A 23,704-nucleotide genomic window follows, 5' to 3' on the forward strand; every position below is an offset into this window, starting at 1 on the left:
GCTAAACGCTCAGGGGGCCAGGTTGGCCACGCCCCAGTTCGGGGTGGCGGACGGTTCGGTGACGCACATCGCCGAGAGCACCACCGGGCCGCCGCGCAGATCGCCGCGCCGGCGCGGCGCCAGCGCGTTGGCGCTGTTGCCGAGCCCGCCGTTGGCGTCGATCATCATCATCTCGTCCATGCACATCTTCGACGAGTCGACGCAGCGGTTGAGGATCGCGTGGTACAGGCCCGGCGCGACCGCAGCAAAGCGGCGCACCGGTTCCTTCTCGCTGGGCTTTTCCAGTTCCAGGTAGCCGGCGCGTTCCAGGGTCTGGCCGCTGGCGCGGTTGCTCTCGACCCACTTATCGAAGCCGGCCTGGTCCATGCCGTGGAACTTGAAGCGCATGTGCGAGAAGCCGTGGCCGCTGTAGTTGGCCGAGAAGCCGTCGTACTGGCCCGGGTGGTTCATGACCGCGTGCAGTTGGGTTTCCATGCCCGGCATGGCGTAGATCTGGCCGGCCAGGGCGGGGATGTAGAACGAGTTCATGACCGAGGAGGCGGTGATCTTGAACTTGATCGGACGGTCGACCGGCGCGGCGATCTCGTTGACCGTGGCGATGTTCTGCTCGGGATAGAGGAACAGCCACTTCCAGTCCAGCGCCACCACTTCGATCTCCAGCGGCTTGACGTCGGCGGCGACCGGCTGGCCGGCCTTGATCCGGTCGAGCGGGCGGTACGGATCCAGGGTGTGGGTGCTGACCCAGGTGATCGCGCCGAGCACGACGATGATCAGCAAGGGCGCGGCCCAAATCAGCAGCTCGAGCTGGGTCGAGTGGTCCCAGTCGGGCTTGTAGGTCGCCTCGGAGTTCGACGCGCGGTAGCGCCAGGCGAAGAACAGCGTCAGCGCGATCACCGGCACGATGATCAGCAGCATCAGCACGGTGGAGACGATGATCAGATCGCCTTGCTGGCGCGCGACGTCGCCGGGCGCGTTCAGAAGGAGCGTGTTGCAGCCGGCCAGCGGCAGCAGCGCGCAGGCCAGGAGCAGCGGACGGAGTAGGGACTTGATTGCGTTCATCAACCTGACGCTTAAGCACGACAAGGCCGCGAGGCTCGCGGCGACCGCGCAATTGTGCGCCGCAGCGATGACCGGGACGATTGGACGTTTTGTCCTATGGCAGTGCAGCAATCGCGGTGGGAAGCTTACGCCGTCCCGGTCTTCGGGGCGCTGGCTTATGCGCGGAGTTTTGCCGCGTCTGGCCGCAGCGGGCGCGTCGGGTAATGCGGAAAAACCGGGGTTTTCGGGCGTTTTCGCCCGTTCGTCGGGAGTTTCCGCCGTTTCCCGAACGGCGCGGCGTCGCGGTCAGGAGTAAGGTATCGGCAGCGGCGGATGAACGATTCCGCCCGTTCCGGCACAACCGCCGCGCGCCCCGCGACGCCCTTCGCAACCGCACCGAGCTGCAACCGACGATGCAAACGCCCAATCACGCACATCCCCACGCTTCCGGGCCCGATTCCTCGACCGTCTCGGTGCACGGCACCGACTCGCACGCCGAGGTCGCGCCGGGCGACATCGCGGTCGGCGTGGTCATCGGCCGCGCTTCGGAATACTTCGACTTCTTCGTCTACGGCATCGCCTCGGCGCTGGTGTTCCCGTCGGTGTTCTTCCCGCACCTGGGCAAGCTCGAAGGCACGCTATGGTCGTTCGCGATCTTCGCCCTGGCCTTCATCTCGCGTCCGTTCGGCACCGTGTTGTTCATGTGGATCCAGCGCCGCTGGGACCGCAGCACCAAGCTGACCGTCGCGCTGTTCCTGCTCGGCACCTGCACCGCCGGCATCGCCTTCCTGCCGGGCTTCGCCAAGATCGGCGCGCTGTCGCTGGTGCTGCTGTCGGTGTTCCGGCTCGGCCAGGGCATCGCCCTGGGCGGCAGCTGGGACGGCCTGCCGTCGCTGCTGGCGCTGAACGCGCCGAAGGAACGCCGCGGCTGGTACGCGATGCTCGGCCAGCTCGGCGCGCCGGTCGGCTTCATCATCGCCGCGGCGCTGTTCGCTTATCTGAGCACCGCGCTGTCGCGCGCCGACTTCCTCGACTGGGGCTGGCGCTATCCGTTCTTCGCCGCGTTCGCGCTGAACGTGGTGGCGCTGTTCGCGCGCCTGCGCCTGGTGGTCACCCACGAATACGAGCGCGAGCTCGGCGAGCAGCAGCTCGAGCCGACGCCGGTGCTGGAACTGTTCAGCGCCAAGGGCCGCCACGTCGTCATCGGCGCGTTCGCCGCGCTCGCCAGCTATGCGCTGTTCCATATCGTCACGATCTTCCCGCTGTCGTGGATCGTGCTGTATTCCGACCAGTCGGTGACCCAGTTCCTGGTCGTGCAGATCGTCGGCGCGACCCTGGCCGCCGGCGCGGTGGTCGCGTCGGGCTGGATCGCCGACAAGTTCGGCCGTCCGCGCACCCTGGCCGCGCTGGCCGCGGCGATCGCGATGTTCAGCGGTTTCGCGCCGACCCTGCTGGGTTCGGGCGAGGTCGGGCAGGACGTCTTCATCCTGGTCGGTTTCGTCCTGCTCGGCCTGTCGTACGGCCAGGCGGCCGGTTCGGTGACCGCCAACTTCGGCGCCAAGTACCGCTACACCGGCGCCGCACTGACCTCCGACCTGGCTTGGCTGATCGGCGCCGCGTTCGCGCCGCTGGTGGCGCTGGGCCTGTGCGCGCACTTCGGCCTGGCCTTCGTCGGCGTGTACCTGCTGTCCGGCGCGGTGTGCACGATGGTCGCGCTGGGCGTGAACCGAGCCCTTAAGCTCAGAAGCTGAGAGCCAGGAGATAGCGGTTAGGAGCTAGGAGCTAGCCAGAAGCCGAAAACCGGAAGCGAGGCGTGAGCGAAGCTCACCCTCGCTTCTTGCGTTTCAGCGTCCCGCTTTTGCTATCTCCCAACTCCTATCTCCTGTCCTCGCTAGTTCCGAGCTACCAGCACGCACCGCGCCAGATCGTCCAGATACGCTTCTACCGCCTGATCGTGCACCGGCGTCACCGTCATGTGCAGCGCGGCCGGCGCGGCCAGACGGCTGATGTGCCAGCCGCGCGCCTGCATCGCATCGCCGATGCCGTGGATGTCGAATTCGTCGGAACCGAACGCGATCACGCTGAGGTCCGGCTGGCCGAGCACGTGCAGGCCGCCGATGCGCTCGATCCCTTCCAGGTAGCGGTCGCGCAGGTGCATGACCCGCTGCGCCAGGGTGCGGTAGCCGGTTTCGCCTAGGTAGTGCATGACCGCCCAGGCCGAGGCGACCGCGCCGCCGGCGAGGGTGCCGGACAGGGTCTGGCTGCGCCACAGACCCTTGGGCCACTGGTCGTATTCGAACAACTGGTGGGCCTGGTCGTCGGCGTCGGCGTACAGCAGCACCGACACGCCGTTGGCGGCGTAGCCGAACTTGTGCAGGTCGGCGGCGAGCGAGCGCACGCCCGGCAGGCTCAGGTCGAAGCGCGGCACCGCCGGCACGATCCGCGCCACGTGCGGCGCCAGGAAACCGCCGATGCAGGCGTCCACGTGCAGCCACACGTCGCGGTCGCGGGCGATCCGGCCCAGCGCCTCGATCGGATCGATCGTGCCGAACGGCAGCGACGGCGCCGAGGCCACGATCATCATCGTCTCCGCCTCGATGCACTGGCTGATGGTCTGCACGCTGGCGCGGTAATCGCCGCCGATGGCGACCCGGATCAGCTCCAGCCCCATCATGTCGGCGGCCTGTTCGTACACCGGATGCACGCTGGCCGGCACCAGCAGGTGCGGCCGGCGCACCTGCGGCCGGCGCGCGCGGAACGCGCGGTAGGCGCTGCGCACCGCCAGCAACGCGCTCTCGGCGCCGCCGATGGTGACGGTGCCGGCGGCCTCGCGGCCGCCGCCGAGCAGCGACAGCGAGATCTGCAGCAGATCCTCCTGCATCCGTTGCAGGCTCGGAAACTGCGGCGCGCGCGCGTTCTCGCTGATGAACATCGCGTAGGCGCGGCGGGCGACGTCGAGCACGTCCTCGCCGGCGTAGTAGACGTCCAGCGAATCGCGGCCGTGGCGCCAGTCGGTGTCGGCGCTGCGCAGCGCCGACAGGGTGTCGTGCAGTTCGCTCCAGGGTTGGCCGCGGGCGGGCAGGGTCTTGCGTCCTGGCGAAGGGGGCGAGGACATCGAGGACATCATCGGCGCGGTACTCATGACGGGGGGAATGGGAACGGCGACGCGGCGCGCGAGTGCGCGGCGTCCGCTTTCGCGCGCGCACGCGGTCGCGCGCTCGCGCGGCGCGGGCGCAATGCGCCGCGGTGCGCCGGGCGCTGTGACGGTGCGCGCATGGCGAGTGCTTCAGCGCGCGCGAACCGCGCGCGACGCAGTGCCGTCGGCGCGCGCGGCCGGCGACGGCGGCGCAGGGGCGAGGCGGCGCGACGCGGCGCGCGGCGGAATGGGGTTCTTCAAGGGACTGGCTCCGTGTCGCGAAGAAGCGGGTCGTACGAAAACGCGCCGTGCGATGGGCTGCGAAAGCGCGTGTCGCGCGAAAAAGGTTGCGGCGGCCGGAAGGCGCGCCGCGCCGGTGGTGCTTGTCGTGTTCTTCTGGCGTTTCTTGTCGTGTCGCTGTCGTCCGCAAGCGCGCGGCGCCGGTGCGGCGCAGCGCGCTCGGCGAAAGCGCGCGACAGTGTTACGTCGCGGTGTCGGCGCGGTCAACGCTCACGCGCATTGCGCTGTCCAAGTAGCGATGTCTATCGCACTGCGTCACGGGGACGATCACAGATTCGCGCGAATGCGCTGCGCGCGCGCCGGCCGATCGCGGAAATTCCCGTGCGCCGCGGAAAAAACCGGACGTTATTCGATTGCATGGAATCCGCACGCGCAGCGTGCGTGTGCGTGCTGCTTTTGGCGCGAGTATCGAATCGATCGGCGACGGCGCGTGAACCCGATGAACGAAATGCCGGCGTCAGGTTGCCGACAGGGTTTTGGCGAACACGCTACGTCCGTCGGGATCGCGCAGGTCCACGCTGAGCGCGCGGCTGTCGGGATCGATGTTGACCTCGCCGAAGAACTGGAACCCGGCCAGCGGCGAGGCGTTGGGTTTCGGCGGCGCTTTCTGGAACACCACTTGCGGGCCGAAGGTCGCGTCCAGCGGATTGGGGCCGAACGAGCCGGCATTCAGCGGGCCGGCGACGAATTCCCAGAACGGCGAGAACTCCTGGAACGCGGCGCGGTTGGGGTCGTAGTAATGCGCGGCGCAGTAGTGCACGTCGGCGGTCAGCCAGACCACATTGGCGACGCCGCGGATCGCCCGCAGCAGTTCGGCGAACTCCAGTTCGCGCCCGCGCGGCAGGCCGGGGTCGCCGTTGGCGACCGCTTCCCAGCGCGCGCGGCCGTGCGCGTCGGTGCCGTCGGGGACTTGCAGGCCCAGCGGCATGTCGGCGGCGACGACCTTCCACAGCGCGCGCGAACGGCGCAGGTTGTCGGCCAGTTCGCGCAGCTGGCGGCGGCCGAGGAAGCCGGTATCGATGTCAGGCGCAGTTTGCAGGTTGTCGCTGTTGGCGCCGCGGTAGCTGCGCATGTCGAGCACGAACACGTCCAGCAGCGGGCCGTAGCGCACGACCCGGTCGATGCGCGCGCGCTGCGGATCGCAGCCGCGGCGCTGCGGCGAATATTCCAGGAACGCCTGGCGCGCGCGCCGCACCAGGGTATCGATGTCCTTGACCGTGTAGCGCGGATCGGCCGCGAGATCCTTGCCCGGCGACCAATTGTTGACGACTTCGTGGTCGTCCCATTGCCAGATCTGCGGCACCTGCGCGGCGAAGCGGCGCAGGTTGTCGTCGAGCAGGTTGTAGCGGTAGCGGCCGCGGTATTCGTCGAGGGTTTCGGCGACCTTGTGCACGCCCTCGGCGACCCGGTTGCGCCACACCCGGCCGTCCTCGGCCGCGGCTTCGGCGGCGATCGGGCCGTCGGCGTAGATGGTGTCGCCCGAGTGCAGGAAGAAATCGGGATCGCGCTGGCGCATGGCTTCGAAGATGCGCATGCCGCCGATCTCGGGATTGATGCCCCAGCCCTGTCCGGCGACGTCGCCGCCCCAGACGAAGCGCACCGGCCGCGCGTGCGCGAGCGGGCCGGACGGCGCCGGCCGCAGCCGGCCTTCGCACCAGTCGCTGCGCACGCCGCTGCGCGCGTCTTCGAACGCGACCCGCACCCGCCGCGCGGCGCCGGGCGGCAGCGGCAGGTCCAGGCGCGCGGTGAAGTCGCTGGCCGCGGTCGCCCACGGACCGCGCAGGCGCAGCGCGCGGCGGAAGCCGTCTTCGTCGCCGAGTTCGACCCACATCCGCGCGGCGCGGTCGGCGCGCGCCCAGACCGTGGCGCGGCCGTCGCCGACATCGCCGAACTGCAGGCCGTACGGCAGGGTCGGCCGCGCCGATTCGCTGGCGATCAGCGCCGGCGCCGCCAGCGCGGGCAGGGCGCCGCCGAGCGCGCCGAGGCTCAGGGCGCCGCCGGATTGCAGCAGGAAGCGGCGGCGGGACGCGTCGTGGTCGGGCATGGCGATGGCTCTGCGCGCGGGGACGCCCGAGCCTAACCCGCGTCCGTGGCAGCGGTGTGGCCGCGACGGCCGGCGCGGTTTGGCGTGGCGGGTGCGGATTGCGGATGCGGCCGCGTTTGCGCGAGCGAACCGGGTTCCGATGCGATTCGGCCGAGCGCAGTCGCCGGTACGAACGAAGAAGCGTCTGCGCAACACAGACATTCTTCTCTTGAGAAACAGGACGACCGGTCCGCGCCAGCCCCGGCGCGGCGTCCGTTCCGGCTCAAACGGCACAGCCTGCCACCACATCGCGTTCACGCCGGCGGCCGAAGATGGTCGCGGGATTACGGTCTTGTAATGCGGACAACCGCGCGCCGCCGGGCGCGTTAGCGTTAACCGACTCCCCCTCCGATCGGATGCAGGCCATGGGCTCGACGCCGAACGCCAGTCCCGCACCGCCGCCGCCTGCCGCCGCTGTGCGCGACTCCTGGCCGCGCCGCCATCGCGGCGTGTTGCTGACCTTGCTCGGCGTCGCCGCGCTGCTGGCGCTGGCGTGGTGGCTGGTGCACGGCCGCGCCGCGAACGAGCGCGGCAACCGCCGGCCCACCGCGACCGTCGGCATCGCCGTGGCCCGCGCCGGTTCGATCCCGATCACCCTGGAGGCCCTGGGCACGGTCACGCCGCTGGCGACCGCGACGGTGCGCCCGCAGGTGTCGGGCAACATCGTCGAGATCGCGTTCAAGGAAGGGCAGACGGTGCGCCAGGGCGAGGTGCTGCTGCGGATCGATCCGCGGCCGTTCCAGCTCGCGCTGGACCAGGCGCGCGGCGCGCTGGCGCGCGACGAGGCGCAGTTGCAGGTGGCGCGTCTGACCCTGAAACGCTACGCGCCGCTGGCCCACGACCAGACCATCGCGCAACAGGACTACGACACCCAGGCGGCGACGGTGCAACAGCTCACCGGCGTGGTCGCCGCCGACCGCGCGGCGATCGGCACCGCGTCGCTGAATCTCGATTACACCCAGGTGCGCGCGCCGATCGCCGGCCGGGTCGGCCTGCGCGTGGTCGATCTGGGCAACTACGTGACGCCCGGCGACGCCGCGGGCGTGGCGGTGATTTCCGCGGTGAGTCCGATCGATGTCGAGTTCACCGCGCCGCAGGACGATCTGCCGCGGATCCAGGCGCGGCTGGCGCGCGGCGATCCGCCGGCGGCGACCGTGCTCGACCGCACCCGCACCCAGGTGCTGGGTCAGGGCCGTTTCCTGACCCTCGACAACGCGATCGACCCCGGCACCGGCACGGTCAAGGCCAAGGCGCGTTTCGGCAACGACGACGCGCGTTTGTTCCCGAGCCAGTTCGTCAACGTGCGGGTGCTGCTGGACACCTTGCCCGATGCGGTGACCGTGCCGGCCGCAGCGCTGCGCACCGGGCCGAACGGCGATTTCGTCTACGTCGTCGGCGCCGACCGCAAGGCGCAGCTGCGCAAAGTGACGCGCGGTCCCGCGGCCGGCGACACGGTGGCGGTGACGCAGGGGCTCAAGCTCGGCGAGCAGGTGGTGATCTCCGGCGGCGACCAGCTCAGCGACGGCGCCGCGGTGCGCCTGCCGGGCGACGCCGGCGCGAGCGGCGCGAACGGTGCAGGCAAAGCGGCCGGCGGCGAAGGCCGCGGCCACCGCCGCGCGCACGGCGCAGCGGGCGAGGGCGGCGCAAGCCAGCGCGGCGAGGGGCAATGAATCCCTCGCGCCCCTTCATCCTGCGCCCGGTCGCCACCTCGCTGCTGATGGCGGCGATCGTGCTGGCCGGGCTGGCCGGGTTCCGCCTGCTGCCGCTGTCGGCGCTGCCGGAAGTCGATTACCCGACCATCCAGGTGCAGACCGCCTATCCCGGCGCCAGCCCGGAAGTGATGGCGCATACCGTCACCGCGCCGCTGGAGCGCCAGTTCGGCCAGATGTCGGGCCTGCGCCGGATGAGTTCGACCAGCGCCGCCGGCGCCTCGGTCATCACCTTGCAGTTCGACCTCGACCAGACCCTGGACGTGGCCGAACAGGAAGTGCAGGCGGCGATCAACGCCGGCGGCAACCTGCTGCCGGCCGACCTGCCGGCGCCGCCGGTGTACGCCAAGGTCAATCCGGCCGATGCGCCGGTGCTGACGCTCGCGGTGACCTCCGACACCTTGCCGCTGACCAAGGTCCAGGACCTGGTCAACACGCGTCTGGCCCAGGGCATTTCCCAGGTCGGCGGCGTCGGCCTGGTCTCGCTCAGCGGCGGCAACCGGCCGGCGGTGCGGATCCAGGCCGATCCGCAGTTGCTGGCCTCGTACGGCCTGGGCATCGACAGCCTGCGATCGGTCATCGCCAGCGGCAACGCCAGCGGCGCCAAGGGCAGCTTCGACGGGCCCAGCCGTTCCTACGCGATCGACGCCAACGATCAGCTGACCAGCGCTGCGCAATACCAGGACCTCATCGTCGCCTGGCGCGACAACGCGCCGATCCGTCTGCGCGATGTCGCCCACGTGGTCGAAAGCGCCGAGAACGTGCGCCTCGGCGCGTGGTCGGGGCTGACCCCGGCGATCATCGTCAACGTCCAGCGCCAGCCCGGCGCCAACGTCATCGCCACCGTCGATGCGATCAAGCAACGCCTGCCCGAATTGCAGGCGGGCCTGCCGGCCGGGCTCAAGGTCGAACTGCTCAGCGACCGCACCGCCGGCATCCGCGCCTCGGTGCGCGACGTCGAATTCGAGCTGCTGCTGGCGATCGCGCTGGTGGTCGCGGTGATCCTGGCGTTCCTGCGCAGCGTCGCGGCCACGGTCATCGCGAGCCTGGCGGTGCCGATCTCGCTGATCGGCACGTTCGGGGCGATGTACCTGCTCGGTTTCAGCCTCGACAACCTCAGCCTGATGGCGCTGACCATCGCCACCGGCTTCGTGGTCGACGACGCGATCGTGATGATCGAGAACATCTCGCGCTACATCGAGCGCGGCGAGCCGCCGTTCCAGGCCGCGCTGAAGGGCGCGCGCCAGATCGGCTTCACCATCATCTCGCTGACGGTGTCGCTGATCGCGGTGCTGATCCCGCTGCTGTTCATGGGCGACGTGGTCGGGCGGCTGTTCCGCGAGTTCGCGATCACCCTGGCGATCACCATCGTGATCTCGGCGGTGGTGTCGCTGACCCTGACCCCGATGCTGGCGGCGCGCTGGCTCAAGCCGGGCGGACACGACGAGCACGACGGCTTCATCGCCCGCGCGATCGAACGCTACGGCGTCGCCCTGGACTGGGTGCTGGCGCGGCAGGGCGCGACCCTGCTGGTCGCGGCGGCGACGCTGGCGCTGACGGTGCTGCTGTACATCGTCATTCCCAAGGGCCTGTTCCCGGTCCAGGATACCGGCCAGCTGCAGGCGCAGGTGCGCTACAACCGCGAGGTGTCCTACGCCGGCATGGCGCAAGCGCAGCAGGCGGTGGCCAAGGCGCTGCTGGCCGATCCCGACGTGGCCTCGCTGAGTTCCTACATCGGCGTGGACGGCGCCAACACCACGCTGCTGTCGGCCGGGCGCATGCTGATCGACCTCAAGGACGCGCGCAGTTCTTCGCAGGAAGCGATCATGCAGCGCCTGCGCGAACGCGCCGCCGCGGTGCCCGGCGCGAGCCTGTACGTGCAGCCGGTGCAGGACCTGACGATCGATGCCGAAACCGGGCCGACCCAGAACCGCTTTTCGATCCAGGGTTCCGACCAGGCCGCGGTCGACCGCACCGCGCAGACCTTGGTCGCGAAGCTGCGCGACCTGCCGCAACTGCGCCACGTCGTCACCGACGCCGGCGCCACCGGCACCGCCGCCTACGTGGCGATCGACCGCGACAGCGCCGCGCGCATGAACATCAGCGCCTCGACCGTCGATGAGGCGCTGTACAGCGCGTTCGGCCAGCGCATCGTCTCGACCATCTTCAACGAGACCTCGCAGTACCGGGTGATCCTGGAAGCGGCGCCGGGCCTGGCGACCAGCCCGGCCGACCTCGGCCGCCTGCACCTGCCGACCGCGACCGCGCCGACGCCGCTGTCGGCGATCGCCAGCGTCGGCGAACGGCCCGCGCCGTTGCAGGTCGATCACGTCGCCCAGTTCCCCGCGGCGACGGTCGGCTTCGACACCGCGCCGGGCGTGTCGCTCGGCAGCGCGGTCGACGCGATCCGCGCGGTCGCCGCGCAGGCGAACCTGCCGGCCGGGGTCAGCCTGTCGTTCCTCGGCGCCGCCAACGCCTACGAGGCCTCGCTGCAGAACGAGCTGTGGCTGATCCTGGCCGCGGTGGTGTGCGTGTACATCGTGCTCGGCGTGTTGTACGAGAGCTACATTCATCCGCTGACGATCCTGTCGACGCTGCCCTCGGCCGGCGTCGGCGCGCTGCTGGCGCTGATGCTGAGCGGCTCGGACCTCGGCGTGATCGGGATCATCGGCATCATCCTGCTGATCGGCATCGTCAAGAAGAACGCGATCATGATGATCGACTTCGCGATCGAGGCCGAACGCGAGCAGGGCATGGCGCCGCTGGCGGCGATCCGGCAGGCGGCGCTGCTGCGGTTCCGGCCGATCCTGATGACCACGCTGGCGGCGCTGTTCGCCGCGGTGCCGCTGATGCTCGGCTGGGGCGAGGGCTCGGAGCTGCGCCGGCCGCTGGGCATCGCGATCTTCGGCGGCCTGATCCTGAGCCAGATCCTGACCTTGTTCACCACGCCGGTGGTGTATCTGGCGTTCGACCGGCTCGGCAAGCGCGGCGCGCGCGCGGCGGGCGGCGCCGCGGCCAGCGCGGCCCCGGCGCCGGGAACGGAACCGCGCGCATGAACCTGTCGGCGCCGTTCGTGCGCAGGCCGATCGGCACCGTGCTGCTGACCGCGGGCCTGGCGCTGAGCGGCATCGCCGCGTTCTTCAGCCTGCCGGTGTCGCCGTTGCCGCAGGTGGATTTCCCGACCGTCTCGGTCAGCGCCAACCTGCCCGGCGCGAGTCCCGAAACGATGGCTTCGAACGTCGCCACGCCGCTGGAACGGCGCCTGGGCACGATCGCCGACGTCACCGAAATGACCTCGCAAAGCTCGACCGGGCAGGCGCGGGTGACCTTGCAGTTCGACCTCAGCCGCAGCATCGACGGCGCCGCGCGCGACGTGATGGCGGCGATCAACGCCGCGCGCGGCGACCTGCCGGCTACGCTCAAGAGCAATCCCAGCTACCGCAAGGTCAACCCGGCCGACGCGCCGATCATGATCGTGGCGATGACCTCGGCCAGCCGCACGCCGGGGCAGATCTACGAAGCGGCGACCAACATCGTCCAGCAGACCCTGTCGCAGGTCGACGGCGTCGGCGACGTCGAGATCGGCGGCGGTTCGCTGCCGGCGGTGCGGGTGGAGATCAATCCTTACGCGCTGAACCGCTACGGCATCGGCCTGGAGGACGTGCGCGCGGCGATTTCGGCGGCCAACGCGAACCGGCCCAAGGGCGTGGTCGAAGACGGCGAGCGCGCGCTGCAGATCTACACCAACGACACCGGCCAGAGCGCGGCCGACTTCCGCGACCTGGTGGTGGCCTGGCGCGACAACGCCGCGGTGCGGCTGCGCGACGTGGCGCGGGTGATCGACAGCGTCGAGGACGTGCACACCATGGGCCTGTTCAACGGCCGGCCCGCGGTGGTCGCGGTGATCAGCCGCCAGCCCGGCGCCAACATCATCCGCACCGTCGACGGCGTGCGCGCGGCGCTGCCGACCTTGAAGAAGCAACTGCCGGCCGACATCGAACTGTCGATCGCCTCCGACCGCACCAACACCATCCGCGCCTCGCTCGACGAAGTCGGCGCGACCCTGGCGATCGCCCTGGTGCTGGTGATCCTGGTGGTCGGCGCGTTCCTGCGCAGCTGGCGCGCGACCCTGGTGCCGGGCGTGGCGGTGACCGTGTCGATCCTCGGCGCGGTCGCGGTCATGTACCTGCTCGGTTTCAGCCTCAACAACCTCAGCCTGATGGCGTTGACCATCGCCACCGGCTTCGTCGTCGACGACGCCATCGTGGTGGTGGAGAACACCAGCCGCCATCTGGAACGCGGCATGGACCGGTTCCAGGCCGCGCTGCTCGGCGCGCGCGAGGTCGGCTTCACCGTGGTCTCGATCAGCCTGTCGCTGGTCGCGGTGTTCATCCCCTTGCTGTTCATGGGCGGCATCGTCGGCCGGCTGTTCCGCGAGTTCGCGGTGACCCTGTCGGCGGCGGTGCTGATCTCGCTGCTGGTGTCGCTGACCACCACCCCGATGATGTGCGCGTGGCTGCTGCGGCCGCAGGCGCAGGAAAAGCCGCCGGGGCGCGTGGGCGCATGGCTGGAGCGCAGCCTGGAGCGGGTGCGCCAGACCTACGGCGCCAGCTTGCGCTGGGCGCTGGCGCATACCGGCACGATGCTGGCTTTGCTGGCGCTGACCGTGGTCCTCAACGGCTATTTGTTCGTCAAGATTCCCAAGGGCTTCTTTCCCGAGCAGGACACCGGCCAGATGACCGGCGGCCTGCGCGCGGACCAGAGCATTTCGTTCCAGGCGATGCAGGGCAAGCTCAAGGAAATCGTCGACTTGGTGCGGCGCGACCCCGCGGTGGCGAGCGTGGTCGGCTTCACCGGCGGCTCGCGCGCCGGCGGCGGTTTCGTGTTCCTGACCCTCAAGCCCAAGCCCGCGCGCAAGGACAGCAGCGAGCAGGTGATCGCGCGGCTGCGCCCGCAGCTGATGCGGATCAGCGGCGCGACCTTGTTCCTCAACCCGGTCCAGGACGTGCGCCTGGGCGGGCGCTCGAGCAACTCGACCTACCAGTACACGCTCAAGAGCGACAACAGCGGCGACCTGCGGGTCTGGGCCGACAAGCTGACCGCGGCGATGAAGCAGCAGCCGGAGCTGACCGACGTGGATTCCGACACCCAGCCGCACGGGGTCGAAAGCTACGTCAGCATCGACCGCGCCACCGCCTCGCGCCTCGGCATCGCTCCGGTCGACATCGACAACGCGCTGTACGACGCGTTCGGCCAGCGCCAGGTCTCGACCATCTACAAGAACCTCAACCAGTACCACGTGATCCAGGAAGTCGATCCGGCCTATGCGCGCGATCCTTCCGCGTTGAACGATCTGTACGTGCCCGCACACGCCACCCCGGCGGTGACCCAGGTCCAGTCCGGCCCGACCGCCGCGCCGGTGCGCGGCGCCTCGCAAGGCAATGCGCTGACCCAGAGCCCGCGGCAGATGGTGCCGCTGTCGGCGATCGCGCGCTTCGCCGATGCGGCCGCGCCGACTTCGATCAACCACCAGGACGCGCAGCTGGCGACCACGGTCTCGTTCAACCTCGCGCCCGGCCGCTCGCTCAGCGACGCCCAGGACGCGATCGCCCGCGCGCAGGCGCAGATCGGCCTGCCGGCCAACGTGCACGGCAGTTTCCAGGGCACCGCCAAGGCCTTCCAGGACACCGCCAAGAGCCAGCCGCTGCTGATCCTGGCGGCGATCGTGGCGATCTACATCGTGCTCGGCATCCTCTACGAAAGCCTGATCCACCCCTTGACCGTGCTGTCGACGCTGCCCTCGGCCGGGATCGGCGCGGTGCTGGCGCTGATGCTGCTGCGCATGGAGTTCTCGGTGATCGCGCTGATCGGGCTGGTGCTGCTGATCGGCATCGTCAAGAAGAACGCGATCCTGATCATCGACTTCGCCCTCGACGCGGAACGCGCGCGCGGGCTGGACGCGCGCAAGGCGATCTTTGAGGCCTCGATGCTGCGTTTCCGTCCGATCCTGATGACCACCCTGGCCGCCGCGCTCGGCGCGCTGCCGCTGGCGATCGGATTCGGCGAAGGCGCCGAACTGCGCCAGCCGCTCGGCGTGGCGATCATCGGCGGCTTGATGGCGAGCCAGGTGCTGACCTTGCTGACCACGCCGGTGGTGTACTGCTGCCTCGACAAACTGCGTCGGCCCGGCAAGAACGAGGCGTGGCTGGCGCGGGCGGGCGATGCGGGCGAGGCAGAGCAGCCGGCTTGAACGTCGGCGGGCCGCCGCGGGCGCAACCCGGCTACTGCACGAGCTGTTCGGCCTCGACCGAAAACAACTGCCAGCGGCCGTCGAGCTTCTGGTACGACAGCCCGGCGTTGCGCGGTTCGCAGCCGCGGCCCGGATCGCCGACCGGCAGGCAGAAATAGACCTCGACATCGGCGCCGTCGCGGCGGCCGTCGGTGAATTCGATGCGTTCGAGCCGGGCCTTGGCCGGAATCGCGCCGGTGGTCTGCAAGGTCGCGAAGTCTTCGCGGATCTGCCGGTCCGGCACGGTCGAGGTGCAGGCGGCCAACGCCGTCGCGGCCAGTACGGCGGCGGCGATGCGGGCGAAACGGCGCAGGGCGCGGGCGGAACGACGGTCCATGTCGGTGAGGGCGCTGGCGGCCTCCTTGGCCGCGGGAGTGGCGATGATTCGCGATGCCCGCCGCGAACGCAAGCACCGAAGCGCACCGCGACGGCCGCACCGAAGCGCGAACGGGTTGGCGCTTTCGAGGACGACAACGGCGCAACGGCGCGGCGGCGGCCGCTACGACAGGCAGGCGACAGCCGCCGCGCCTAAGGTCGCGCCCCTTCTCCGCGACACAGACAGAACCGATGAGACTCCCGCTGTTCGCCGCCGCCGCCGCCGCGGCGCTGCTGGCGCTGGCCGCGCCCGCGCAGGCCCAGACCTATCTGTTCCAGGACGAGTTCGACGGTCCCGCCGGCGCCCAGCCCGATCCGGCCAAGTGGCAGCAGCAGACCGGCTGCGAATGGGGCAACGGCGCCGAAGACCAGTGCTACACCGACGGCGGCCGCAACGCCGCGCTGAACGGCAGCGGCCAACTGGTGATCCGCGCCCGCCGCGAGGACTACCACGGCTATCGCTACACCTCGGCGCGGCTGATGAGCCGCGCGAGCCATCGCGGCGGCCGGGTGCAGGTGCGCGCGCGCATGTCGCGCTGGCAATCCGGCGCGTGGCCGGCGATCTGGACCCTGGGCCAGCCCGAAGCGCTGTGGCCGCGCCACGGCGAGCTGGACCTGATGGAGAACGGCCTCAACGGCTCGCGCTGGCGTCCCGAATACCACGTGCACAGCGACAGTTCGGGCGAGGGCGGCGAGTTCGCGGTCGATGCGACCCAGTGGCACGTCTACGAAGCGCGCTGGCGTCCCGGCGCGCAGGGCGCGGCCGAGTTCTACGTCGACGGTCGGCGCGTGCGCAGCCTGCCGTTCGCCGTGCCCGAGGCGTCGCCGGCGACGGTGCTGCTGAACATCGCGGTCGGCTCGTTCGCCGGCGCGCCGGATGCGGCGCTCGACAGCACCCTGACCGTCGACTACGTGCGCGTGTCGGCATGGCCGTGAACCGCGACGCCGCGCGCACGACCGCGCGCATTCCTCCCACCGACGCCAGGACCCGCATGCACGCTCACGTTCGCTCACGCCCCTTGAACATCGTGGTGTCGGCCGTCGCCGCCGCGGCCATCGCCGCGCTGGCGTTCGCCGCCCAGGTCGCGATCGCCGCGCCCGCGGCCAACGCCAGCGTCGATTTCGGCGCCCGCGGCCGGCCGACCTCGGCCTATTCGCTCGGCTCCACCGTGTCCACCTTCGCCGACGGCGGCAGCAATCTGATCAAGGGGCCGGCACGCGCGCAGTGGCGGCAGTACTTGCACGATCTCGGGCCGCTGGTGTGGCGCATTCCGCTGTTCCACCACGACGGCCAGGTCGGTTCGGCCGCCGGCGGCATCCACGGAGGCAACGAGGGCGAGGCCTACATCCGCGCGATCAAGGACATCGACGGCATCCCGATGATCGCGGTCGGCGGCAGCACCGGCGACAACGACATCCGCGCCGCCGACGCCGCGGCCCTGGTGCGTTACTTCAACGACGGCGGCGGCCAGCGCGGCGGGCCGGTGCTGGACTACATCGTCGGCAACGAACCCGACAACGGCTTCGGCCTGGACCCCTACCTCAACGGCGGCAACGGCAGCGACGGCTTCCACGCCATCGCCGCCGCGATGCGCGCGGCCAGCGCGCAGCCGCTGTCGTTGGCGGGGCCGTCGCTGGTGACCTGGGCGGACTACAAATACGCCGACTTCCGCAAGTTCTTCGCCGCCGCCCACGCCGACACCGACGTGGTCGACTTCCACAAGTACGGCAAGGGCGAGCCGCTCGACAACCTGCGCGCCACCGGCGATTACGGCGCCGCCATCGCCTGGCTGCGCGCGGAGATCGACCGCAGCTTCGGCGCGCGCGCGCCGGGCATCGCGATCCAGCTCGGCGAGTTCAACTACAACTCGTGGTACGGCGCGCAGTGGCGCGGCGCGTTCTACACCTCGCGCAACACCGTGCACACCGCTTCGCTGATCGGCCATGTGCTGCGCGCCGGCGGCAACGCGTACCAGTATTCGGACAACAACGGCCCGCTCGGCCTCATCACCGACGGCAGCGGCAACAACGACCAGCCCAACGGGCGCCAGCTGCGGCTGCCGGCGTATTGGGGCGTGTCGGCGTGGAGCGGCGGCGCGTGGTCGCGGCGCTACGGCGAAGTCATGGTCGCGGCGGCGACGCAGCTGCCGGACATGGAGGTGTTCGCGACCGAGCGCCCGCGCAAGATCGTGCTGATCAACAAGTCCGAAAGCGTGGACCGGCAGGTCGAGCTGGCGCTGACCGGCGCGGTGGCGGGCCGCTACAGCGCGTGGCGCTACGGCCGCGGCATGAATCCGGCCGACTTCGCCGGCGCCCAGTTCCAGCCGCCGCAGCGCATCGCCGACGGCGCGGCGTACGCGCAGGGACGGCTGTCGCTGGCGGTGCCGTGGATGAGCGTGGTGTTGGCCGACCTGGACTGAGCGTAGCGCGCGGGCGCCGGCCCAACTGCGGCTGAAGCGCCGGCGCGGCGCAGCCGGGGTTGGTGACAAACGGCAGGGGACGCGGTCGCGGGCTTGGACGAAGCTCGCGTTCGCCCGCTACCGCCCGTTTCTTCCGCACGGAACCGCCGCATGCTGCGCCGCCTGTTCGCGTTCGCCTTCGTCCTCGCTGCCGCGTCCGCGTCGGCGGCGCCGGTGGACACGCTCGACCTCAACGTGCCGCTGGCGCCCGCGCCGGTGGTGGTGCAGGGCCGCGAGCGCCTGCTGTACGAACTGCACCTGACCAACTTCGGCGCGGCGCCGTTGCGCCTGGACGGCCTGAGCGTGCTCGACGCCGACAGCGGCGCGGCGCTGGCGGGCTGGCGCGGCGACGCGCTGGCCGCGCGCGCGCGGGTGATCGGCGCGCAGAACGCGACCCTCGACGGCGCCTTGCAGCCGGGCGAGCGCGCGGTGCTGTACGTGGAACTGGACCTGCCGGCGCGCGCGCCGCGCGCGTTGCGGCACAAGGTCGAATTTTCCGCCGCCGACGCCGAGCCGGGCCAGGTCGAAGGCGCGCAGACGGTCCCGCGCGCGGCCGCGAAACTGCAACTGGCGCCGCCGCTGCGCGGCGGTCCGTGGGCGGCGATCTACGCGCCGCAGTGGCCGCGCGGGCACCGGCGGGTGTTCTACGCCCTCGACGGACGCGCGCGCCTGCCGGGGCGCTACGCCATCGACTTCGTCCGCCTCGACGCGGACGGACGCAGCGCCCGCGGCGACGCCGACGTGGCGGCGAACGCGCTGGGTTACGGCGAGCCGGTGCTCGCGGTCGCCGACGGCACGATCGCCGCCGCGCGCGACGGCATCGCCGAGAACGAGCGGGTCTCGCAGCAGACCCGCAATGACTTCGACCGTGCCGCCGGCAACTATGTCGCGCTGGCGCTCGGCGACGGCCGTTACGCGGTGTACGAGCACCTGCGTCCGGGCAGCCTGAAAGTGAAGCAGGGCCAGCGCGTGCGCCGCGGCCAAGCGATCGCCGAGCTCGGCTTCACCGGCGATTCGACCGGGCCGCACCTGCATTTCCACGTCGCCGACGCGGCGGTGCCGTTGCTCGGCGAAGGCGTGGGCTACGGCTTCGAAGGCTTCCGCCTGCTCGGCGCTTACCCGGACGCGAAAGGCATGGGCCAGCAGCCGTGGCAGCCGCGCGCCGACGAAGTCGCGGCGCAGCGCCGCAACGAATTGCCCGAGGCCAACTCGGTGATCGAATTTCCGCCTTGAACGGTCGGTGCGTCGATCGGGCTCGCTGTCGATCGGCTTGCGCAGCGATCGGGCTGCGCCTGGACCGGTTCCAGGGCGAGCGGAACGGATGAGGAATGCGCTGTTGCGGGAGGGGCTTCAGAGCCGAAGTTTCCGCTTCGACTCGTGCAAGCGGACTGCGGCGCCCGGATCGCGGTGACCTGAGCCAACCGCGTCGGAGCTGAAGCTCCTCCCACAAAAGCGCAAGCGCGCCGCGCCCGCGGCGCGCTCAGGCCACGGCCACCTCGTCCGCGCGCGCCGCCGCGCTGCCCGGCACCGGCAAGCGGCCGGCGAGCAGATCGCGCCCGCGTTGCCCCGGCGCCATGACGATGCCGGAACACACCAGGAAGAACCGCTCCAGCGGCAGCGACACCACGTTGACCACGCAGAAACGCCCGGGCTCGTCGTGGTTGATCGCGTAATGCAGGTCGATCCCGCGCGCGCGCAGACGTTCGATCATCCGCTCCAGCAGCGCCGCCGGCGGCAGCGGCGGCGGCGCCGGATGCTCCCAGCGGCCGCGGCGCAGGCGCGCGCGGTCGACCGCGAACACCGCGCAGTCGCGCAGTTTCGGATACGCCGACAAGGCGTCGAGCACGGCCTGCGAATAGCCGGCCAGCCGCGGCTGCATGCGCGGCAGTTCCAGCGACTGCACCAGCTCGGTGATCGCGCGGGTCGCGGCGTGTTCGGGATACAGCGAGGCGCCGTAACCGCAGGGATGGATCAGTTCGCCGTCGCGCAGATCGGTCGCGGTGGCGATGTAGCACGGCACGCCGAGGTCGCTGGTGGCGTCGATCAGCAGGATCTCGCGCTGCAGCTGCGCGCTGGCCGCGCGCAGGCGCTGGGCCAGCGGCGCGGGCAGGTCGTCCGGTTCCAGGCGGTAGCCGTGCGCGGCGGGGTCGCCGAGGTAGTGCGCGGTCAGGAACAGCGACCATGCGTCGCGTTCGACCAGTTCGCCGATCGCGTGCACCGCAGCCTCGGCCAGACTGCTGCCGATCGCGGTGCCGTTGTTGGAGCCGAAGCGCAGCGCGGCGGCGTAATCGAAATCGTCGTCGGGACCGCGCCAGTCGAGATAGGTGGGATAGGACAGGAACAGCGGCAAGGCGATGTCCGGCTCGCCTTCGACGAAGGAGCGATAGGCGCGGCAGGCGAGCCGGCGCTGCGGCTGCGCGGCGAAGGTGGCGCGGAACGGCAGCGCGGCCAGGCGCGGATCGGCCAGGCAATCGGCGCCGCTGCGCAGGATCGGTTCGGCCTGCGCCGGCGCCTTGCCGGTGAACAGATGCTCGACCGCTTCGAACAACGCGCCGACCCGCGACGGCGCGGCTTCGCCCTTGCCGAAGCCGTTGCCGAGCAGGCGGCCGTCGGCGTCGTCGTACAGCGAGCAGATCGTCGCCGCGAACGGTTCGCCGATGCGTTGCAGATCCGCGCGCCAGCCTTGCGCGTCGAGAAAGCCGCGCAGCGAGCGTTCGGCCTCGTCGAGGCTGCGTTCTCGTTCCAGGGGAATCATCGGCTGCGCTCTCCCTTGCGCTGGGCGACCGAATCGGAGGGTTCGGACGGATCGGCACCGCGGCCGCGGCAGGCGGCGGGTGCGGAGCACGGACACGACGGCACGGAGGCGGCCTCCGTGCCGTCGCCGCGCCGGCTCGCGCCGGGCGCGTTCGTGCTGCCTTACTTGGCGTGCGCTTCCAGGAAATCCAGCTCGTCGACGGTCACTTCCTGCTGGACCTGATGGGCTTCCAGGGTCGACGTCGGTTCGATCAAACGCGGGCCGCTCTTCACGATCAGCGGCATATCGATCGTCTTCTTCATATAGTCCCTCATATGGTTTTTTGTGGACGTGCGATGTCGCAGCGGACCGTTGCGGGCCAGCGCCCTCCCGGCGGCTGCCGCTCCTCTATACCAAACGCGCGCCGCTGTCGTGGCCGACTTCGTTTGGATTTGTGATGTAGCGACGGAGCGCGTGAACGCGGCGCGCATTCAGCCGCTCGCTGATTGCGATGTCAGTCGCGGCGGCGCCCGAACGCGGCGTAGGCCAGCACCCCGGTCAGCACGCACAGGCCCAGCACCACGCTCCAGAACCCGTGCGGGTTCTCGGCCAGCGGCATGCCGCCGACGTTCATGCCGAACAGGCCGGCGACGAGGTTGATCGGCAGCGCGACCACGGTGACCACGGTCAGCACGAACAGGGTGCGGCCGGTCTGCTCGTTGACCAGCGCGGCCAGTTCTTCCTGGATCAGCTTGACCCGTTCGACCAGCGCGGCCGAGTCGCCGATCGAGGTCGAGAATTCCTCGGCGGCCTGTTGCAGGTCGCCGATGTCGTCGCGGCCGATCCAGTCCGGCGGGCGGTTGAGCAGGCGGAACAGCGCGGTCGGTTCCGGCGCCAGCAGCCGCTGCAGGCGCACCAGGCTGCGGCGCAGCGAACCCAGCTGGGTACGGTCGCTGGCGATGCGGTTGTCGAGCAGGCGGTCTTCGATGCGGTCGACCTGCTGGGTGCACTTGCGCAGGATCTCGCCGAGCACGCTGGCCTGGTCGCGCAGCAGGTGCGCGAGCAGTTCCACCGGCGAGCGGAACGACTGGCCCGAACGCACCGCCGCGCGCAGCTGGTCGACCGAGCGCAGCGGGCGCAGGCGCGCGCTGACCAGCAGGCGCGGGCCGATGCACAAGGTAGTGGTGCCGACTTCCGAGGCGTCGAAGCTGGAGTCGAACAGCACGTCGTGGATCACCGCGATCAGGGCGTTGTCGTCGAGTTCCAGCCGGGTCGAGCCGACCTCGCTGCGCAGGCTGTCGTAGAACGCGTCGGGCAGTTGCAGGGCGCGGCGCAGGTAGCGCTCGCTGCCGGTGTTGGACAGGGAGAAATGCAGCCACAGGAAGCCGCGGCCGTCGTCGCCGTCGGCGGGCGCGGCCAGGAACGCGGCGACCGCGTCGGTGCTGATCGCCTGCGCCGGCTGGCCGGGCACGAAGCGATAGCCCCAGATCAGGCCGTCTTCGTTGGAACCGTAGCTGGCGTCGACGATGCGCATCGGAGCGGCGATCCGGGCGGTGCGGGAGGGCGTGCGGAATGCGTTGCGGGTGCAGCAAGCCGCATACGCTAGCTCAAAGGCGTGGCGGCGTCATGGCGGGGTTGCGCGGCTGCGCCGGGCGGCGCGGTTGGCCGCGCGGGAATGCGCGGGCGGGCGGTTGCGCCGAACCGGTCGGGCCGGCCGGCGGCGCGGCTCAGCAGCGGCCGTCGCTGGAATAGCTGCTGCCTTGCTTGCGCACGCGCAGGCCGTCGACGCAGCGGAACTCGACCGGTTCGGGCGCCGGCGCCGGCGTCGCCGCGTTGCCGGCGGCGGCCGGGATGGCGTGGGCCGCCGCCGCGGCGGGCCCGGGCGCTGCGCCACCGCGGACCAGGTACAGCACCGCCAGCGCCGCGGCGATCAGCGCCAGGGCCAGGCTGATCAGCACGCTCGGGCTTAGCAGCGCGCGCAGGCCGGGCGAATCCAGGGGCGGTGCGCGGTGGGCGTCCATGCGGGGTTTCCGTAAGCGGGACGTCGAGCATAGCGCCGCGGCGCGGGCGGCGGGATCGTCCGAACGGCGGCCGGGTCGGGCCGCCGTCGGCGGTTCAGCGCGCCGGGTCGGTCGCCGCCGGTTTCGGCCGGCGCCAACGCAGCACCGCGGTCGCGAGCACGCCGGCGACCATGCCCCAGAACACCGAACCGATCTGCCACGCGGTAAAGCCTGAGGCGGTGACCAGGAAGGTGATCAGCGCCGGCTCGCGTTCGCCCGGATCGTGCAGCGCCGCGGCCAACCCGTTGCCGATGGTCGCGAGCAGGGCGATGCCGGCGATGGCCATCACCAGCGCCTGCGGGAACGCCGCGAACGCGGCCGCGACGGTGGCGCCGAACACGCCGGTGATCAGATAGAACACGCCGGCCGCGACCGCGGCCATGTAGCGCCGGCGCGGGTCTTCGTGCGCGTCCTCGCCCATGCAGATCGCCGCGGTGATCGCCGCCAGACACAGCGAATAAGCGCCGAACGGCGCCAGCGCCAGGGTCGCCAGGCCGGTCCAGCCGACCAGCGGCGAGACCGGGGTGTCGCGATAGCCGTGCGCGCGCAGGATCGCGATGCCGGGCACGTTCTGCGACGCCATCGTCACCACGAACAACGGGATCGCCACGCCGACGGTCGCGGCCAGCGAGAACTGCGGCGTGGTCCACACCGGCACCGCCAGCGCCAGTTCGAGCTTGTCCAGGTGCAAGCCGCCTTGCGCCGCCGCCACCGCGATGCCGGCGGCGAGCGCGATCAGCACCGCGTAGCGCGGCAGCCAGCGCCGCGCCAGCAGGAAGCACAGCAGCATCGCGAACACCAGGGCGAAGCTGCTCTGCATCGAGGTGAACACGTTCAGGCCGAAGCGCAGCAGCACGCCGGCGAGCATGCCGGCGGCCAGGCTCGCCGGCAGCCGCGCCAGCGCGCGTTCGAGCCAGCCGCTGAAGCCCAGCGCCACGGTCAGCGCCGCGGCGATCGCGAACGCGCCGATCGCCTCGGCCAACGGCACCCCGGCCGCGCCGGTGATCAGCATCGCCGCGCCCGGCGTCGACCACGCCGTCACCACCGGCACCTTGTAGCGCAGCGACAGGCCGATGCAGGTCAGCCCCATGCCCAGCCCCAGCGCCCACATCCACGACGCGATTTCGGCCTGATCGGCGCCGGCGGCCTTGGCCGCGGAGAACACGATCGCGGCCGAACTGGTGAAGCCGACCAGGACCGCGACGAACCCGGCGACGACGGCGGAGAGAGACAGATCGCGCAAGTGCGGCATGCGGGCACGGGGCAGGGGCGAAGCCGACATCATGCGGCATCGGCGGCGGCGCGGGCTGTGCGCGGGGCGGGCTTTGCGCGCAGCCGGTCCGCAACTCGTCGCCCTCAAGCGGTCATCCCCGCGGTCGCGGGAATCCAGAGACTTCGGAGCCATGTCTGGGTGAAGCCCTGGATGCCCGCCTTCGCGGGCATGACGATCGGTGGGGTTCGTCTCGTCCTCCTCAAGCCGTCATCCCCGCGGACGCGGGGATCCAGAGGCTTCAGAGTCAT

General features: G+C 70.9%; 16 protein-coding genes. 7 read left to right on the forward strand and 9 right to left on the reverse strand.

All coding sequences use genetic code 11. The features are described 5' to 3' along the window. Nucleotides 1-9: 9 nt before the first annotated feature. The gene (gene cyoA, locus JHW38_RS03255; protein WP_207524599.1) at nt 10-1,059 is read right to left on the reverse strand and encodes a ubiquinol oxidase subunit II; all 1,050 of its coding nucleotides are present in this window, start codon (nt 1,057-1,059) and stop codon (nt 10-12) included. 392 nt (nt 1,060-1,451) lie between these two features. On the opposite strand from cyoA, the gene JHW38_RS03260 reads away from it, so the two are divergent. Further along, the gene (locus JHW38_RS03260) at nt 1,452-2,789 is read left to right on the forward strand and encodes an MFS transporter (RefSeq protein WP_207524600.1); all 1,338 of its coding nucleotides are present in this window, start codon (nt 1,452-1,454) and stop codon (nt 2,787-2,789) included. 140 nt (nt 2,790-2,929) lie between these two features. On the opposite strand, the gene JHW38_RS03265 is transcribed toward JHW38_RS03260, so the two are convergent. Both JHW38_RS03265 and JHW38_RS03270 read right to left on the reverse strand, forming a co-directional pair. Beyond that, nucleotides 2,930-4,153 carry a pyridoxal phosphate-dependent decarboxylase family protein gene (locus JHW38_RS03265; RefSeq protein ID WP_207524601.1) on the reverse strand — a complete coding sequence of 408 codons (1,224 nt, stop codon included), beginning with the start codon at nt 4,151-4,153 and terminating at the stop codon, nt 2,930-2,932. Nucleotides 4,154-4,931: 778 nt separating this feature from the next. Then, nucleotides 4,932-6,518 carry an alkaline phosphatase D family protein gene (locus tag JHW38_RS03270; RefSeq protein ID WP_207524602.1) on the reverse strand — a complete coding sequence of 529 codons (1,587 nt, stop codon included), beginning with the start codon at nt 6,516-6,518 and terminating at the stop codon, nt 4,932-4,934. A 404-nt stretch (nt 6,519-6,922) separates the two neighbouring features. Here JHW38_RS03270 and JHW38_RS03275 point away from each other — a divergent pair, with 404 nt between their 5' ends. Genes JHW38_RS03275 through JHW38_RS03285 form a run of 3 tightly spaced genes read left to right on the forward strand, consistent with a single transcriptional unit; the run spans nt 6,923 to nt 14,516 of the window. After that, entirely contained in the window at nt 6,923-8,227 is a 1,305-nt protein-coding gene (locus tag JHW38_RS03275; protein ID WP_207524603.1) for an efflux RND transporter periplasmic adaptor subunit, read from the forward strand. After that, nucleotides 8,224-11,322 carry an efflux RND transporter permease subunit gene (locus JHW38_RS03280; protein WP_207524604.1) on the forward strand — a complete coding sequence of 1,033 codons (3,099 nt, stop codon included), beginning with the start codon at nt 8,224-8,226 and terminating at the stop codon, nt 11,320-11,322. The genes JHW38_RS03275 and JHW38_RS03280 overlap by 4 nt, the downstream gene beginning before the upstream one ends. Continuing rightward, nucleotides 11,319-14,516 carry an efflux RND transporter permease subunit gene (locus tag JHW38_RS03285; protein WP_207524605.1) on the forward strand — a complete coding sequence of 1,066 codons (3,198 nt, stop codon included), beginning with the start codon at nt 11,319-11,321 and terminating at the stop codon, nt 14,514-14,516. Before JHW38_RS03280 ends, JHW38_RS03285 begins: the two co-directional genes overlap by 4 nt. 31 nt (nt 14,517-14,547) lie before the next feature. Here the strand turns inward: JHW38_RS03285 and JHW38_RS03290 are convergent, their stop codons facing one another. Next, nucleotides 14,548-14,892 (reverse strand): hypothetical protein, encoded by a 345-nt coding sequence (locus JHW38_RS03290; protein ID WP_207524606.1) that lies wholly within the window; start codon nt 14,890-14,892, stop codon nt 14,548-14,550. Nucleotides 14,893-15,122: 230 nt separating this feature from the next. Between JHW38_RS03290 and JHW38_RS03295 the strand changes: the two genes are divergently transcribed. From JHW38_RS03295 to JHW38_RS03305, 3 genes are all read left to right on the forward strand, one after another. Continuing rightward, complete coding sequence (locus tag JHW38_RS03295) at nt 15,123-15,866, forward strand: glycoside hydrolase family 16 protein (protein ID WP_207524607.1); 744 nt, start codon at nt 15,123-15,125, stop codon at nt 15,864-15,866. A gap of 56 nt (nt 15,867-15,922) precedes the next feature. After that, nucleotides 15,923-17,350 (forward strand): hypothetical protein, encoded by a 1,428-nt coding sequence (locus JHW38_RS03300; RefSeq protein WP_207524608.1) that lies wholly within the window; start codon nt 15,923-15,925, stop codon nt 17,348-17,350. 150 nt (nt 17,351-17,500) lie between these two features. Continuing rightward, nucleotides 17,501-18,622, forward strand: coding sequence for a M23 family metallopeptidase (locus tag JHW38_RS03305; protein WP_207524609.1), 1,122 nt, complete (start codon nt 17,501-17,503; stop codon nt 18,620-18,622). Between the two features lie 247 nt (nt 18,623-18,869). Here JHW38_RS03305 and JHW38_RS03310 read toward each other — a convergent pair whose 3' ends face one another. From JHW38_RS03310 to JHW38_RS03330, 5 genes are all read right to left on the reverse strand, one after another. Continuing rightward, nucleotides 18,870-20,144, reverse strand: coding sequence for a YcaO-like family protein (locus tag JHW38_RS03310; RefSeq protein ID WP_207524610.1), 1,275 nt, complete (start codon nt 20,142-20,144; stop codon nt 18,870-18,872). A gap of 161 nt (nt 20,145-20,305) precedes the next feature. After that, the gene (locus JHW38_RS03315; protein ID WP_207524611.1) at nt 20,306-20,446 is read right to left on the reverse strand and encodes a hypothetical protein; all 141 of its coding nucleotides are present in this window, start codon (nt 20,444-20,446) and stop codon (nt 20,306-20,308) included. A gap of 191 nt (nt 20,447-20,637) precedes the next feature. After that, a complete protein-coding gene (locus JHW38_RS03320) occupies nt 20,638-21,657 on the reverse strand; it encodes a transporter (protein WP_207524612.1) in 1,020 nt (339 codons plus the stop codon). A gap of 193 nt (nt 21,658-21,850) precedes the next feature. Further along, nucleotides 21,851-22,144 (reverse strand): hypothetical protein, encoded by a 294-nt coding sequence (locus JHW38_RS03325; protein ID WP_207524613.1) that lies wholly within the window; start codon nt 22,142-22,144, stop codon nt 21,851-21,853. A gap of 94 nt (nt 22,145-22,238) precedes the next feature. Further along, nucleotides 22,239-23,426 carry a benzoate/H(+) symporter BenE family transporter gene (locus JHW38_RS03330; protein WP_428995283.1) on the reverse strand — a complete coding sequence of 396 codons (1,188 nt, stop codon included), beginning with the start codon at nt 23,424-23,426 and terminating at the stop codon, nt 22,239-22,241. Between the last annotated feature and the right edge of the window lie 278 nt (nt 23,427-23,704).

The organism is Lysobacter enzymogenes, from assembly GCF_017355525.1.
GTDB classification, from domain to species: Bacteria; Pseudomonadota; Gammaproteobacteria; order Xanthomonadales; family Xanthomonadaceae; genus Lysobacter; species Lysobacter enzymogenes_C.